A 15,403-nucleotide genomic window follows, 5' to 3' on the forward strand; every position below is an offset into this window, starting at 1 on the left:
CTGTTTCTCGTCCTCTGAAGGCGCCCGCCTTCTATGTCCTTTGCCAGGGCCTCCCACTTCTTGGCCTTTCTAAGATAGCTCTCTCGGTTGAACTCATCGTACTTCGAGAGCTGCTTAAGTATGCGGGCGCACTCGAGGGCCTTTTTCTTTGCCGTCTCGGCATCGCCCCTCTTAACTGCCTCCTCGTATTCCCTCTTAGCCTTCTTAAAGGCGCTCATCAGCGGTCCGGAAAGATCAACCGGCATGATACCACCCCGTTTTATATATACGCGTCATTCCTTTCTCCTACCTAATAATTTTTCTGCTTATCACGACAACAAAGAAAGCCATCATGAATGCTCCGATAAACGCCTCTGCAGCTGCTACCAGCTGGTAGCCTGCTTTCGGTACTATATCACCGTATCCAACCGTTGTAAAGGTCACGACGCTGAAGTAGAGCGCGTTCCTTGCTGAGTTGCTTTCAATACCACCGCCCATCCAGTAGATGAAAGCAAAGATTCCTATCACAACCACCGTCGTTGCCAGAATCCTCAGTGGACTCTCGCCATAGTTTGAGGCCAGCCGGTAGAGGACGTTCGCCCAGTACCGCAGTTTTCCCTCAAAGGCGATGAGCCATTTCCTCCCGCTCCCTCCGGTTATGGGCACGAACTCGGCAAGCTCTGCGGGTCTCGGATGACGGTGAGCTATTCTCTGAATCTTTCCCCGAACGCGCCATTCACCAACACTGTAAGCAGAGGCCTTTCCGTAGAGACCCCGCCCCCTGAAGAGCGTCTTCAGCGAGATGTAAACCGAAAGGGCTTTCCTGTAGGCTTCAACGGCATCCGAGAACTTCCCTTCCTTCAGGAGCCTATCTCCCTCCTTCTCCTCTACGACCGTAGTGTCCAGCCGCGCGTACTCGATCCCTCTCGCCCCGGATATACTGACGCCGTAGAGCTTTGCCCCCCGCAGGTCGGCACCCACGAGGCTAACACCATTGAGGTTTGTCCCGTATAGTTCGGTTCCCCTCAAATCAGCTCTCGTCAAATTTGCCCCCGAGAGGTCCGCCAGCGATAAGTCCGCGCCTATCAGTGAAGCCCCACTGAGATCAGCATTCCTCAGGTCGGCGCTTGTGAAGTCCGCCCTCTCTGCCCTAACCCCGCTAAGGTCTGCCTCGTAGAGACCCGCCCAGCCTATGTTTGCCCCGGAGAGGTTGGCATCGCTAAGGTCTGCTCGGGTGAGGTTCGCCCCGGAAAGATTTGCCCCGCTCAGGTCAGCCTCGCTGAGGTAGGCCTCCTCTAAGTCCTCCCCCTCTAAGTTTGCCCCCTTGAAGTCCTTCCCTCCCTCGGGCAGGTGGAAGATGCAGAGGCCATTCTCAACGGCCTCGTGGGGGCACTCTTTGATGGCCCTGCGGTACTCGTAGGTGCACCTCACCTCAGCCCCCTCCGGTCATTATTTCGTTCACGAGGATCTCCACCCGAGTAATTGCGTCGTCTCCGAGCTTTACACCCTCCTCGGTCGCGAGCTTTAACTGCGAGATGAGCTGCTCAAGCTCTTTCTGGTGATTCCCGGCGTACCTCCTAAGCTCAGTGAGGTACTTGAGGGCCTCCGCGGTGTTCCCGAGCTTCAGGTTCAGCAGGGCAAGCTCGCCCGCGTAGTAAGCCGAGCGGGAAAAGTCGGTGCTCATCTCAAGCTCCCTGGAGTACTTCCCTCCAAGGAGACCCCCGAGGTCGCGCTGAAGCTCACCGACAGACTGATAGCGCTCCTCCTTTCTCTTCGCGAGGCACCGCATAATAACCAGCTCGAGCGGTTTTGAGTCAGGGTTTATATCCGACGGTGGAGCCGGTTCTTCCATCGTTATCTTCCCGGCCACCTCGATGAAGTCCTCCCCCTCGAAGGGCAGCCTTCCGGTGGCCAGCCAGTAGAGGAGAACGCCGAGCTGCCAGATGTCGGTCCTCTCGTCGGTTGAGCCGAACCTCGATTTGCTTATCTGCTCGGGGGCGGCGTAGAAGGGCGTGAATGCCGAAGAAGTTGTGCTCGTCTCGGTCATGAGCTTGGCCAGCCCCCAGTCGCTTATCTTCGGCGTTCTCCCCTTCAGGAGGATGTTGCTCGGTTTAAGGTCGCGGTGGATTATGCCCTTCGAGTGCGCATATTTGAGGCCCTCGGCGACCTCGAAGGCAATCTTGGCGGCGTCCTCCCAGCTCAGGGGGACGTCAAGCCTCTCAAGCGAGCTGTCGCAGTACTCCATCTCTATGTACGGGTAGGGGTATAGGTTGGCGTCGTACAACTCGACGATGTTACGGTGCCTCAGGGAGAGCCAGGCCGATATCTCGCGCAGAAAGGTCTTCCCCGTCCGCTCGTTGAGGGAATGGGGCACCTTGAGGGCAACAACACTTCCGTCGCCTCTGACCGCCCGGTAAACCCTACCGAAACCGCCGCTCCCGATGAGTTCAACCGAGCGGTAGCGGGAGAAGAGTTCGTCAAGGGTTCCAAAGGCCCCTTTGGCGTTCTCTTTCTCGGGCGGAAGGGGCTTTCCAACGGCTTTAACGGTGAGGGGGACATCTTTTCTGATTCTAACGGCCCCGCTCCTCACGCTGACGGGGACGGAAAAGGAGCCTTCTTTCAGGGGTATGAACTCAACGAAGACGTGCTTCCCCTCGTTGGGGGCTACATTCAGGCGAACCCCCCTCCGGGATATCTTTCCGACGCGGGAGAACCCATTGAGGTCTATCTCCACACTCACAGGCCTCTTCGACGTGTTTCTAAAGCCGACCTTGAGGAGGGCGGTCGCACCCGGGAGAAGGTTTTCTGGGACCTCAACAGACAGTCCGCGCGCCAGGAAGTTTTCCACGTCAGGCGTTTTCGTTTTGGGGGGAATTCTTCCTCGGGGAGGGGCAGGTTTCTTGGAGGTGGACGTTTCCAGCAGGATCCTCCGGATGAGGGGCAGGAAAACGAAGAGAGCTAAGACTAAACCAAAGCTCTTCAACAGGGCGATTAAAAAGAAAGCCACAAAGAGCCGGTAGAGGAAATCTTCCTCGGGAGTTCTGCGCCTGTGAGCCATGATTTCCCACCGTCACCTTCCCATCTTTATCTGATGTATTATGATGTCGGCCTTCATAACGGCCTCCTCGCCGAGACTAACGCCCTCTTCGGCCGCAAGCTTGACCTGGTCGACGAGCCAGTTCAGGTCCGAGTTGTTGCCGCCAGTGTAGAGCTGGAGATCGATGAGGTACTTCAGGGCCTCGGAGAGGTTGCCCAGCTTGAGGTTGACCAGCGCCAGGTCACCGATGTAGAAGACCGTTGTCTTGATATCCCTGCTCTTCTTAAGCCCCTCCGACAGGGTAAGGTTCAGAATCTTTGCAAGGTCCCTCTGGAGTTCCTCAACGCTCTGGTAGCGGTCCTCCTTCCTCTTGGCGAGCATCTTCATTATTATCGGCTCCATCGAACTGGCATCGGGGTTGAGTTTGCTCGGCGGAATCGGTTCTTTACTCAGGATTGAGAAGGTTATCTCTCCCAAGTCGCTTCCGTCGAAGGGCAGCTTCCCCGTAACCAGCTCGTAGAAGAGGACTCCCAGCGCCCAGATGTCGGTTCTCTCGTCCGTGTGACCGAACTGAGACTTTGACAGCTGCTCCGGGGCCGCGTAGAGGAGTGTAAAGCTGGTCGTTGTGGTTGAACTCTTGCTCTCGCTCATGACCTTGCTCAGTCCCCAGTCGCTTATCTTCGGGATACCATTCTTCAAGAGCACGTTTGAGGGCTTGAGGTCGCGGTGGATGATTCCCTTGGAGTGCGCGTACTTCAAGCCTTCAGCGATGTTGAAAACCATCATGGCCGCCTGCTGCACGTCCATCGGCTTTCTGAGGGCAGAGAGAGGCTTATCGCAGTACTCCATCTCAAGGTAGGGCACGGGAAGAACATTGGCGTCGTAGAGTTCAACGATGTTTGGATGCTTGAGGTTGAACCAGTGGGTTATCTCCCTGAGGAAAGACTTACCCGTTGCAGGGTCCAAGTTCTTTGGTATCTTAAGTGCAACGACCTTCCCGTCCCTCTTTCTCCTGGCCTTGTAAACCCACGCAAAACCGCCCTGGCCGATGAGTTCGAAGTCGGTGTAAAGCTCTTCGAGTTCTCCCACTATCTCCCCCCTTCTCCCCGTGGAGGATGGGGAAGTGCTGGTTGGTGCAACGCTCTCCGGCTTCTTAGCGGCTGTTTCCCCTCCTTTTCTGCGCGAGACGGCGAGATACGCAACAGCCCCAAGCACAACCAAAACACCCGCCAGGTAGGGGTAGTAACTGGTTGAAGATGAGGGCGAGACTCCCTTCAGCGCAAGGTCCACCTGCGTGAGTATCTCCAGCGCTTTCTCGTAGTCCTTCCGCTGGTACTCATTGTAAGCCTGCTGGAGGAGGTCTTTGGCCTTTGAAACGTCATAACCCTGGTTTTCCTTTGCCTGGACTTCCACCCTCAGAGCGTCGTAGTAGGACTTAACGGCCAGAGCCTGGGCAGTTTCGGCGAACTTCTTAGCGAGTTCGTAGTCACCGTTTTCATAGGCTTTCTGGGCCTCGTCGAGCATCGTCTGGGCATCGCCCGTGTCCACGGAGCCTGGCACCTTTGAGAGAATGTTTTTGGCAGTGTTTATGGCCGAGCTGGCGATGGGAGCGAGGGTGGAAGTTGCTGTGGTCGTTGTCGTAACCGTTGTTGTGGTCACTGCGGGGCTGTTTGTGGTTGTGGTGCTCGTGGAGGTCGGAGAAGTTGTGGTTGTTTGGGTGGGAGTGCTTGTAGAAGATGTGGTCGTTGTTTGGGATGAGTAAGAAGAATATCCCAACTCCTTGGCTATTGAAAAAAGCTCTTCCCGTGATTGAGCGTAGATAATCGCGAATTTACCATTGAGTTGCTCCCCACTGTATAGTTCCTCCCCTGGTGTTTCAAGGTAGAATGAGGTCTGCTTTGTATGGGGCCAAGAGGAGGAAGTTATAAGATGAGCATATCTGGGTGAATATGAGTATATTCCCAAGTAGTAGGTGCCTACATCCGGTCTCTCTATCTTCATGTATACGAGGTGTGAGTTGGGAGCATTGATCGTGGTAACATAGTCTGAGGTGTATTTTCCCTCCCTAATAGTGGCGTTGAATCCCAAGTTTTTGGCCCAGCTGTAGACCTTTTGAGGATCAGCACTGTCAATGTAGTTATCATCAATCCCAAATCCCTTTACGTAAGTGGTCTCCCCCGGATCACTGGTAACGTAGATGTCTGAGATAAAAGCCATCCCATAGGTTATGTCATCCTTACGGTCGTTCATTATTGTTAAATCCGTGTCAGCGTAGAACACCGTCTTTGATGGATCAAGAGTGTACGTCAGTTTCTCTTTTATCCCAGCATCGCTGTTAGTTCTTGTAAAAACAACTCTGTCTGAACTAACATCGTAGTTGCCATTAATATCTGCCCAACAGTTTGAATATATCAATCTAAGAGATTGCCATCCTCTAAGGTCGCCTATGAAGAGGTTTGGATCATTGGAAGGATTGGAATCTTCGTTAATGTCAACTTTGAACTGGGTAAGTCGTCCAGTGTAGGCACCTGCAGGAGGATTTTCAAACTGTATGCACATATTGGAATTGCAAAGGGAATTAAGAGAAGTAGCGTCAATTGATTCTCCGCTCATCGTGGTCACTTTAACGTAATCATATGTCACGTTTGCTCCACTGCCCCAACTTCCCCGAGCAGTTAGCACTAAATACGCTGTAGTGTTTGGAACCGTATAATAGTTATCTACAACTTTGAGTTCTCCAGTATCACCGTCGTACACTTTAATCTCTGACCCATTGGGCGGAATGACGATCTTAACAGTGTACCACTTGCCGTTGACCACACTGCCATCAGTATTTCCAGTCATGTGAACCTTAGTCCCAGTTCCAGAATAAGCATACCATCCACTATCTGGAGGATAAGCAACTATACTTGCTCCCGCAAGAATATGGGTGCTGTTCTTGGGATCATCCGCAATAAGTGCTATAACAGCATTGGAATCATCTTGGAGTTTGACCTTAGCTGTTATAATAACCCCTCTTGTTGGAATTTTGAATTTTGTGTAAATGTAAATCCAATCCCCTCCAGCTGGCTCTCCAGTTCTGGGATTTATCCCATCTGTGCCTATTAAGTATCCATTGACTTCCTTCCATGCATTCCTTATTGGGGTTATAACTACCTCTGTTTTTGTGGGATAGTGAAGTGATACATTCCCAGCTATCCAATTATCTGAATAATCTCCTGACTCAAAGTTATCATAGAAAATCAAATTGCTTGCACTGACATTTTGGTGAATGAATATCACTGAAAAACTAAGGACAATAAGTATTATCATGCACAAACTCAGGAGCTTTTTCATCTTTCTACCTCCTACTGTTTGCCATTGTATCTATAAAAAACAAAAAATCAAACCTCCTCCAACCACTCCTTTTTCTTCTCCTTCTCCTCGCCGGAGACCTTTTCCGCTGCAGTTTCAGGCTCAAGCTCACCCTCCTTGACCGCGTGGATGGTCTTCATTATCTCGGCCAGTTCCTCGTCCTCCTCGAAATCCACGCCGGCGTTGAGCGTCTGGTCCGTTATGCCTAGCATCTGGTTGAGGTTCTCGCTGAAGTTCTGGGCGTCGAGCTGCATGCTGACGAGGTTCCTCTCGAGTTCTTCCGGCGACATGCTGCGGAGCATGTCCCACGTCGGCGTGTCCTTCAGAATGGCCTCGTTCTCCTTGATTATCGCGAGGTTGCTTATGAGCATGAGCTGTTTGTTGAGCTGGGCATGGGTCGCCTGGAGGTTCTTCTTGCGCTGGTTGAGGGTTTTGATCTTCGTCGCTATCGTCAGTTCCTCGCTCTTGCTCCTCGCGGCCTTGGCCCTTTCGAAGAGGAGGGCTATCTCCCGGTCTATGCTGGCTATCTCGTTCTCGATCTTCTGGATCTGAACTTCAAGCTTGATCTTGCTCTCGTTGAGCTTTGGGAGGGGCACGTCGAGGGGATTCTCCTTTCCAAAAAAGCGGGAGAGGAAGCTCATAGCTCCTCGTCCTCCTCGAGCTTCCTGTCGATGGAGACGACCTTATCGGCCACTTCCTCAACGTCGGCCTCGCCTGCCTCGACCTGCCCCCAGGCCTTCATAAGTTCCCTCTCTGTCTCGTCCTCGCTCTCCTCGAACTCCGCAACTTCCATCTCGAAGACCCTGTTGAGGCCCTCGACCATCTCGTCAAACTCCTTGCCGTCGAGGTTTATCTTGATGAGCGCCTGCTCAAGTTCCTCCGGCTCGACGCTGTTGAGCTTCTCCCAGAGACCCGTCTTCTTCAGCTCCTTCTCGTACTTCTTGACGATTATCAGGTTCTTCACAAGGGTGTACTGCCTCTGGGCGGTCGTGAAGTCCTTGAGTTTCAGCTTCTGCTCCATGTCGAGGCCCTTAATCTCCTGGGCGAGCATCTTCTTCTTGAGCTTGTCCGCTCCTATTCCCTCCTGGAAGAGTTGCTTTTTCTTCTTCTCGATCTGGTTGATGTCCTTCTTAAGGCGCTCAAGCCTGTTCTTCAGCCTTATCTCCTCGGCCTGAAGCTCCCTCAGGGAGAGCTTTTCTATGGTGTTCTTCTTTCCAAACATGTCGCGGATTCCCATCTTCCACACCTCCGGTGAGCGTTATCCAGGTAAACAACGAAAGTTTCAGATGAAGCCCTCCTTTACGAGGACGTAGCCAACGCCATCGATGAACTTGGTGGCGTAGCCCTTCTCCCTGGCAAGCTCCTGGAAGGCCTTCTTCACAAGGTCCTCGGGGAACTCTCCAGAAGCATCTTCAAGCCGGACGTAGCCCCTGGTCTTTATCCTCTCCTCGATGAAGCCCCTGACCTTGGCCATCTTCTCCTCATCGCGCTCCAGCCGGAGGAAAGGCTCGAAGGCCTTGGCGTACTCGTCGTGGGGGTTGTAGATCAGCTCACCGCTCTCCAAGTCGAGCAAGGCCAGCGAAACGTTCTCGGATATGAAGTTCCTGTGGAAGTCGTTTGAGTTGACATAGTCCCTGATGCGCTTCTCGAAGCCGGTCGGGGAGGCAACGAGGAGAACAACCCTGCCGTCCTTCGCTTCGTTCCTTGCATCCACGAGGAGGGCGTTGACGTCGGCCAGCTCAACGGGGTCGGTGTCGAAGCCAACGTCGGCGTAGCGCTCTGGCCGGCCGTAGAAGAGTGCCTTAACCACCAGGGATTCCTTCTTTCCGAGGAGCTTTTTCTCCCTGAGGTGAACCTCGACCATTGTGTTGTCCGGAACGTTCTTGAGGTCGCGCTCGCTTAGCTTTCTGGCGAATGGAGTCTTATCGAAGGTGCCCCTCTCCTCTACGCCCTCGACCTTGAAGGTCTTTCCAAGGAGTTTCAAATCATCTTTGAACTTGCCCTTCATCCTGCCCGCGAAGTTCATCTCCATTATCTTCGCCTCGTCGCGCCTGACGAAGCGTGAGCCTTTTTCGGCCTTTCCTGCCAGCTCCATCACTTTCCGGATTTTCTTTGAAACCTCGTCTTCCTTCTGCTGGAGTTCAAGCTCCCTCCGCTTAAGCTCCATCTCCTTCTGCTTCAGCTGGAGTTCCCTCCTCCTTATCTCGTCCTCCATGGCCGCAACCTGGCTCATCATCTGCCGCTCGGCCTTCTCAAGCTCCTCCCTGAGCTTTCTCTGGGCTTCCTCGTCCTTCATCCGGCTTATCTCCTCAACGAGCCGGGCCTTCTCCCCCTCGAACCTTCTCTGGAGTTCTTCCTTTTCCTGCCTTAGTCTCTCTATCTCCTCCTCCTTGGCGGCGGTGACGCGCTTAGCTATTTCCTCGCGCTCCCTCTCAAATTCCCGGAGCATTTCTGCCATGGCGTTCTGGAGCTGCTCTATCTCCTCCTCCCTGCGCTTGATTTCCTGGTCTTTGCGTATAATCTCCTTCTGGTATGTTTTTTCAATGACGCTTTCCTCCTCTCCAACCGCGGACAGGAGATCCTCAAACCAGTCAAAGCGCCTATTTGCCTCGTTCATGGCTTCCTCGATCTTACCCTTATACGAGGCCCACTTGCCCTTGAGAAAATGCCTAAGGGGCAACTTGACTTCTGGATCGTTGAGGACCTCATCGAGCCACCGGTTAACGGCCTTGTACTCCCTTAAGAGTCCAAGGATGTTTGAGTCCCTGTGCAGTATCTTTGTCATGACGTCATCTGTTGTATATATCTCAAACACATTGTAGCGAAGAACCCTCTCGACGGCCTCTACTTCCCTGTCTCTGTACTTCCTTTTGGCTGGAGGATACGACTCCTCGTTCTTCCAGAAACTCCACGCCAATACTGCCAGTGCTCCCTCGAACTTACTCCGGAAGTGGAGGTCGAGGTCCCTAAGGAACTCACCGCATTCCCCGTCGAGATATCTGTCATAGGCCTCTTTTACCTGGTTCCAAAGCTTCTGGCGCCTCTCAAAGTCCTCAACTTGTATGTCTATCCCCTGCTTCAAAACCCGCTCTGCCGGCTTCAGCAGGGCCTTAACACAGTCCGTCCTCCCCTCCTCGAATATTCCCATTTCAATCACCCGCGAAGAGTTTCAGCTCCTCGTCAATCCTATCGGCCAGAAAATCAACGGCCTCCCCAAAGCCCTCAATCTCAAAGACCACGTGGGAACTGCCGTTTCCCTTTGTCAGGACCTTTATGATGGCCCGTCCTTTTCTCGTGTAGACGCTGTATGTCTTCGCCAGGGCGTCCTTTCCTACGAAGCCCGCGTTGAGCTTTGACATCAGGTAGTCGATGAAGCGCTCGACGACCCTCTTTTCCTCCGGCAGGGTGTACTCAAGGGTTCGCTTCCTGGCCCGGACTTTCTCCTTCAGGGGCTTTGCCTCGTAAACCTCCACTTTGTCCTCCACATCCCCTTCAAGCTTTGAGAAAAGCTCTTCAAAGAACTCCTCTGGGTTCTCTGTTTCTATGTAGAACACCGTCCCCCTGGGCTTTTTTATAACTGCCCTCTCCGCCCACCTGTCAAGGAGGTAGTCAATGCGCTTTCTTTCGGCGTCGCTATCGTAGCCCACGAAGAGTATGTATCCCATTTTCACCACTCGATTCTTTTTGGTGGTCCATCCTATATAAAGTTTTCTCCATTTTGGAGGTTGATTGCCTAGTTCATTCTGGCGAACCAATTGTTTTGGCACCGCATCGTGCTCTCTTAGGGTTTTGGAATTCCAAAGATAAACGTGTTTCGCAGCTGTGGAACGTTAGTGAAATTCATTCGAGGAGGCTTTTTGCGGTTCTTTTAAAGGATAGGATTTTTCTATATTACGAAAATTATCGGGACGATTTTAAACAGAAATACGCTCATGGGTTAAGATTAAAAACCTTTTTACGATATTGTAGTTGAGTCTGATTGATATTTACGTACGTTAGGAGGGTTCCAGATGGATCAGAAAATTACTTCCCTGGTTCCAAAATCTGGTATAATCATTGACAATACCCTGGCAAGCGAGGAGGAAGAGAAGGCCCTTATAACCGTTGAGGCGTACAAAATATCTTTTGAGAGCTCGCTGAGGAAAAGAAAACTCGCTTTTCTGGCCGGAGCCATAACTTCTGGAATTGGAGTTTTGAGTCTCGTACAGACGGGCAATGCTGCAATGGCCTTTGGTCTTATTGGGGCAGGACTCGGGATAATAGCTCTCGGCCAGATCGCAATAAAACCTCATCCCCTGAGGGTGCTTTCTAAAGTCCACGTCCCCTTGCTTTTGGTTCCCTACGATGGCGGGAGCGTTGTTATTGGGCCCGATTACTTTGAGAGCAAAGGTGTTCCCGGGACCGTTGTTAAAGAGCTTGTGTTTAGGGACGTGAATGTCGAGGAGGCAGCGAAAATCGCATCGGAGCTTCCCTCGGTCTATGACTCCTTTGACTCCGAAGTGGCCTTGCGGGAGAAACTCCATGAAATAACCAACTCGCTGACACCAAAGTCGGAGATATCCACTCGGGTAGTTGCCTCTGATTCGGGCTTCATAAAACCCCTGGTGGAGGTTTTAATGAAAATATCTCGTGGCGGTCAACCGATAAAGGCTCTGCAGTTCGAAGGGATTGAAAAGAAGGTTGAAACCGTTAAACAGCTAGAACAACTGGAGAAGAGGGCCGAAAGTGAACTGGAAATTCTCTCCTCCGTTCGAGAAAAAGTCGAAGACAGCTTTGTTGTCTTTAACAATAGTTTAATGGCACTACTGGTAAGGATAGACTCGTATTTCTCTGAAGTAAGGAAACTTTTGAAAAAGGCCCTTTTTGGAGGGGTTAACATTCACGCAACACCTACAAAGGAAGAGCTTAAGGAATATGGTTACGCCTATGTACAACACAGGTACCATGTGCGACTGAACTCAACATATTCCCCCAATTCTTTAGTAGCCGTCTTTCAGAGATACATAGACCGGGCGGAGAATAAGATACGTGGCAGGGTTTCGGAGTATGTAGCCTCGATGGAGCGGGAAATTATGAATGTTAAAGATGAAACCAGAAGGCTCGTTGATCTCACCAAGGAGAAATATAGAGAGAAGATTGGACGGAAAAAAGAGCGTGTCAGGGATTTGAAGGAAAAAGCCAAAGATCGAGAGAAAGAACTTCGTTCAATAGAGAGACAGATCTCTAATCTAACCTCCCAAGCTGAAAGATACGAAGATGAAGCAAGTAGGTATGAATCAAAGGCTGACTGGGCTGAAACTGCCTCCGAGCGGAGAAGCTACCTAAGCCGTGCAAATAAGGCCCGCAAGGAGGCGGATAAACTGGTATAGCAAAGTCAGGAGATTGGAGGAGAAAGCGGCGAAAATAAGAATAGAATACGAGAGTTATCTTGAGAAAATCGAAGAGCTCGAGGAGGAAATAGAGGAACTAAAAAGCGAGATGGAAGAAAAAATCACCGAAATAAAAGAAAATGGCGAACGCAGAATACAGGAAATCCAGGACTATTACACTGGCTTAATACGTAAAGTCCGTAAGGATTTGGACGATTTCATTGATATGCGAGACGAACACTTTGAGATTCTCGAGAAATTCTATGAAACTGTGATACAGACTGAATTGAACTACCACAAGGCGCCGATAGAACATCGTCTTAACACTCTCAGGAGTGCATATTCAGACTTTGTTAGTACCGTTGAGTATCTGGAGAAGAGTCACAAACAGTTTATATGGAACCTTGGGCCTATAAAGCTCAACGTTCCGGTGAAGACACCAACGCTGCTCTATCTTCCCGTTTGGGTGATCGTGTCGGAACGTGGTGATAAGAAGTTCATCTCACTATCTGTTGTCAATAAGTCTAAGAAGGGATACCACCTAGTCCCGCTACCTTCGTTGAGTGAACAACTGGAGGGCTTCTTAAAATCCTTAAAACTCGATCTACTAAGAGAAGCCGAGAAAGAAAATCCTGATAAGGTTATGAAAGTTGGGCTGAAAAACTTGGATAGATTGGTTAAGAGAGGAATACTGACTGAGAAGGAAGTTGAAAAGATACGGAAGGCGTTGGGTGGTTGAAATGTTGATAACTGGAGTTAGGAGAGATGGAGTTTTTCCGGAAGAGGGACAACTACAGGACAATGTCAAAATTGAGAGACCTGCCGTTGTCTTGGATTTCATAGTTGCAAGAACGATTGAGGTAGGAGATTCCACGGATGAAGAGCCCGTGATAACATCTTCACTCTTTGGCAAGAACATCGTCCTAATCGGCAGAAACGTTACGGTGGTTGGAAACGTTCAGAGCAATGGAAAAGTTGTCATTAAAGATGGCTCTAAAGTACTTGGGAATGTTGTGGCCAGGGAAGCAGAAATAGGTTCAGAAGTTAACGTACTAGGAAACATTATCACCGAGTCACACGTAGCCCTTGGAAGGCGCTCAAAGGTAGGTGGCTACGTCGTCTCCATCAGGGGTACCATAACCACAGAAGATGAGGTTGAAGTCTTTGATCTGTTTGGGGACTCCGAGTTGATCCTTGGTCAGGATGTTCATGCCATGGATTATGCGCTGTTTGGAGGTTCCGGAGGAGTTAGAGCAAGGGGAGGAGTGATACTTGGTGAATACAAAGTTGAAGATCCTAAAGATCTGGATTTCCGCGGATCTTTGAATCTTCTTACCATTTTAATCCCCAATCAATACAATCCAAAGAATGCTCTTAAGTACCTTAGGGATAACCTAAATTCCATAGTCGATATTAAAACTTATCTCCAGAAGCATAACGTGGACATACAAAGATTAGAAAGGGACTTCCAGCTCAAACCCTTTGAGGACATGTTAAAGAGAATGGCCAAGGAAATTACCAAGAACCTTTCCATGGCCGGACCCACTATCACCGTCACCAATGCCGAGGGTCCCGTAACCATAACCGTTGGTGAAAACAACGTTGTTTCAGTCAATGCTGGAGAAAGTGATAAACATCAAACTGTGAACTTGGTAGAATTGTTCCAGAAAGCACGAGAAAGCATCCTTAAGGGAGATTTGCCCGCAGCATACTCTGCCGTGGCTGCAATAACGGAGGCAATTCCTGAAGGAAAACCTGTGCCGGGCGAGCTTGATGAGTTTGTGGATGCGATAAGGAGTAGGATAAGAGAGGGGATAGCCCCCTCTGAAGAAATAAAAGAAGTCTTAGTCTCGTTGCTTGATACAGCATACAACAGGATGTTAAAGCTTTAATCCGTTTTAATTTTTATTTCCGAAATTGAAACTGGATGGGAAGATTTTGGATTTTCCGTGGCTTTGAGCGAGACGATTTATACGTAACCGCCCAACTTATAAACCCCAGCCCCTTTCTCGCCTCAGGTGAGAGAAATGGGAAGGCCTGTCTATCTCGGTAAGGCTTACATAAACTGGTGTGAGGAGTGCAACGTCCCGCTCATCGGCGATAGCTGCGCAGTTCACGGGAAGGAGAAGGTTTTCAGGCTCAACATAACACCTCCTGGTGACCTGCGTTTCGCCTTCGAGAAGGACATCGAGTTCATCCGCTCAGTCTTCAAGGAGCACTACGGCGTCGATGTCGGCGAGATCTTTAACGGTAAGATAGTCCTCCTCAACAAGACCCCTGGCGAGGACGACGTCTATGAGATAATCCTCGACGGCTACGTCTTCGGCTGGGTGCGCTTCGACCCGATCGAGCTGAGGTGGAAGCCGGGCCTCAAGGTGGAGGGCGCCATAGCCCTCTGGAAGCGCTTTAAGAAGAATATGAATAAGTGGGTAATCGTTGACAAAGGTGCGGTTGAACCCATCCTGAAAGGCTCCAACCTCCTCCCCGTCGGCATAATTGAGGCCGAGCCGAGCATAAGGCGCGGGGACGATGTCATACTCGTTTCCGAAGACAGCGAGGTCATTGCCACAGGCATAGCGAAGAAGGACTACGAGGGATTAGCTAACAAAGAACGCGGTACCGGCGTCAAGGTGAGAAGGCAGAAGTCAGCCAACTACCGCGAGGGGAAGAAAGCAACGATGGAGGACGTTCTAAGGGCAAACAGCATTGAGCTTGAGAGGAAGGTCGCGGAAGCAAGGCGCTTTATGAGGAAGACCGCGAACAGGTATTCGGACCTTCCGGTCGCGGTGGCCTTCTCCGGCGGAAAGGACAGCTTGGCCGTTCTCGGCCTTGCCCTCGAGGAGTTCGGGGATGATTTCACGGTCTTCTTCAACAACACTGGCATAGAGTTCCCGGAGACGCTCGAATACGTCGAGGAACTGAAGAAGGAGCTTGAGCCGAAGGGGATAAAGTTCATCGTTGCAGACGCTGGTGACGCCTTCTGGAGGGCAATACACGTCTTCTCGCCGCCCGGTCGCGATTACCGCTGGTGCTGTAAGGTTACAAAGCTCGGTCCGATAACGATGGCGATAAAGGAGAACTACCCTAAAGGGGTTCTCATGTTCGTTGGCCAGAGGAAGTACGAGAGCATAAAGCGCTTCAAGCAACCCCGCGTCTGGAAAAACCCCTGGGTTCCGAACGAGACTGGGGCATCGCCCATATTCCACTGGCGCGCCCTCGAGGTCTGGCTCTACATATTCTCCCGCGGGCTTAAGTACAACCCGCTCTACGAGGACCGGCTGGATAGAATAGGCTGTTTTCTCTGTCCCAGCGCTTCACTCGCCGAGATCTACACGCTGAAGGAGGAGAAGCCCGAGCTCTGGAGCAGGTGGGAGAACGAGCTTAAGCGCTGGAAGAAGCGCTTCGGTATGCCGGACGAGTGGATAACCTATGGCTTCTGGCGCTGGAAGAAGCTCAGCAGGGGAGAAAAGGCAATAGCTAGGGAGCTTGGCGTTAAAATTCCGGAGGAACGCTCCTGGGAGCCTGTCAAGTATTCGGTAATGGAAACGGAAGATGGAGTCTTCACAGTTCGCTTCAATACCGTCGTGAACCTCGACAGGATTCGCGAGGTCGCACCGATCCTCGGGGAGGTCGAGGAAGGCGAAAACTACATAAGGGCCGGGAA

Annotated in this window: 11 protein-coding genes and 1 pseudogene; 4 read left to right on the forward strand and 8 right to left on the reverse strand. The window is 51.3% G+C overall.

Annotation, left to right across the window (positions count from 1 at the left end):
* From MVD07_RS09885 to MVD07_RS09920, 8 genes and pseudogenes are all read right to left on the reverse strand, one after another.
* Nucleotides 1-245 (reverse strand): annotated as a pseudogene (locus tag MVD07_RS09885) (ATP-binding protein); the annotation flags it as partial.
* A 40-nt stretch (nucleotides 246-285) separates the two neighbouring features.
* On the reverse strand, nucleotides 286-1,410 hold the full coding sequence (locus MVD07_RS09890; RefSeq protein WP_297501572.1) for a pentapeptide repeat-containing protein: 1,125 nt from the start codon (nucleotides 1,408-1,410) through the stop codon (nucleotides 286-288).
* A gap of 1 nt (nucleotide 1,411) precedes the next feature.
* Nucleotides 1,412-3,037 (reverse strand): serine/threonine-protein kinase, encoded by a 1,626-nt coding sequence (locus MVD07_RS09895; RefSeq protein ID WP_297501575.1) that lies wholly within the window; start codon nucleotides 3,035-3,037, stop codon nucleotides 1,412-1,414.
* A 12-nt stretch (nucleotides 3,038-3,049) separates the two neighbouring features.
* Nucleotides 3,050-6,352 (reverse strand): serine/threonine-protein kinase, encoded by a 3,303-nt coding sequence (locus tag MVD07_RS09900; protein WP_297501578.1) that lies wholly within the window; start codon nucleotides 6,350-6,352, stop codon nucleotides 3,050-3,052.
* A 47-nt stretch (nucleotides 6,353-6,399) separates the two neighbouring features.
* On the reverse strand, nucleotides 6,400-7,011 hold the full coding sequence (locus MVD07_RS09905; RefSeq protein ID WP_297501581.1) for a hypothetical protein: 612 nt from the start codon (nucleotides 7,009-7,011) through the stop codon (nucleotides 6,400-6,402).
* On the reverse strand, nucleotides 7,008-7,607 hold the full coding sequence (locus MVD07_RS09910; RefSeq protein WP_297501584.1) for a chromosome assembly protein: 600 nt from the start codon (nucleotides 7,605-7,607) through the stop codon (nucleotides 7,008-7,010). The genes MVD07_RS09905 and MVD07_RS09910 overlap by 4 nt, the downstream gene beginning before the upstream one ends.
* A gap of 45 nt (nucleotides 7,608-7,652) precedes the next feature.
* Nucleotides 7,653-9,518, reverse strand: coding sequence for a hypothetical protein (locus MVD07_RS09915; RefSeq protein ID WP_297501587.1), 1,866 nt, complete (start codon nucleotides 9,516-9,518; stop codon nucleotides 7,653-7,655).
* A 1-nt stretch (nucleotide 9,519) separates the two neighbouring features.
* The gene (locus tag MVD07_RS09920; protein ID WP_297501598.1) at nucleotides 9,520-10,035 is read right to left on the reverse strand and encodes a hypothetical protein; all 516 of its coding nucleotides are present in this window, start codon (nucleotides 10,033-10,035) and stop codon (nucleotides 9,520-9,522) included.
* A gap of 345 nt (nucleotides 10,036-10,380) precedes the next feature.
* Here MVD07_RS09920 and MVD07_RS09925 point away from each other — a divergent pair, with 345 nt between their 5' ends.
* The 4 genes from MVD07_RS09925 to MVD07_RS09940 all read left to right on the forward strand — a co-directional run.
* Complete coding sequence (locus MVD07_RS09925; RefSeq protein ID WP_297501590.1) at nucleotides 10,381-11,739, forward strand: hypothetical protein; 1,359 nt, start codon at nucleotides 10,381-10,383, stop codon at nucleotides 11,737-11,739.
* A gap of 13 nt (nucleotides 11,740-11,752) precedes the next feature.
* Complete coding sequence (locus MVD07_RS09930) at nucleotides 11,753-12,478, forward strand: hypothetical protein (RefSeq protein ID WP_297501592.1); 726 nt, start codon at nucleotides 11,753-11,755, stop codon at nucleotides 12,476-12,478.
* Entirely contained in the window at nucleotides 12,471-13,631 is a 1,161-nt protein-coding gene (locus MVD07_RS09935) for a hypothetical protein (RefSeq protein WP_297501595.1), read from the forward strand. The genes MVD07_RS09930 and MVD07_RS09935 overlap by 8 nt, the downstream gene beginning before the upstream one ends.
* A gap of 135 nt (nucleotides 13,632-13,766) precedes the next feature.
* A partial coding sequence (locus MVD07_RS09940; protein ID WP_297501600.1) for a phosphoadenosine phosphosulfate reductase family protein occupies nucleotides 13,767-15,403 on the forward strand: 1,637 nt, incomplete at its 3' end.

This window comes from Thermococcus sp. (assembly GCF_027008145.1).
Classification (GTDB): domain Archaea; phylum Methanobacteriota_B; class Thermococci; order Thermococcales; family Thermococcaceae; genus Thermococcus.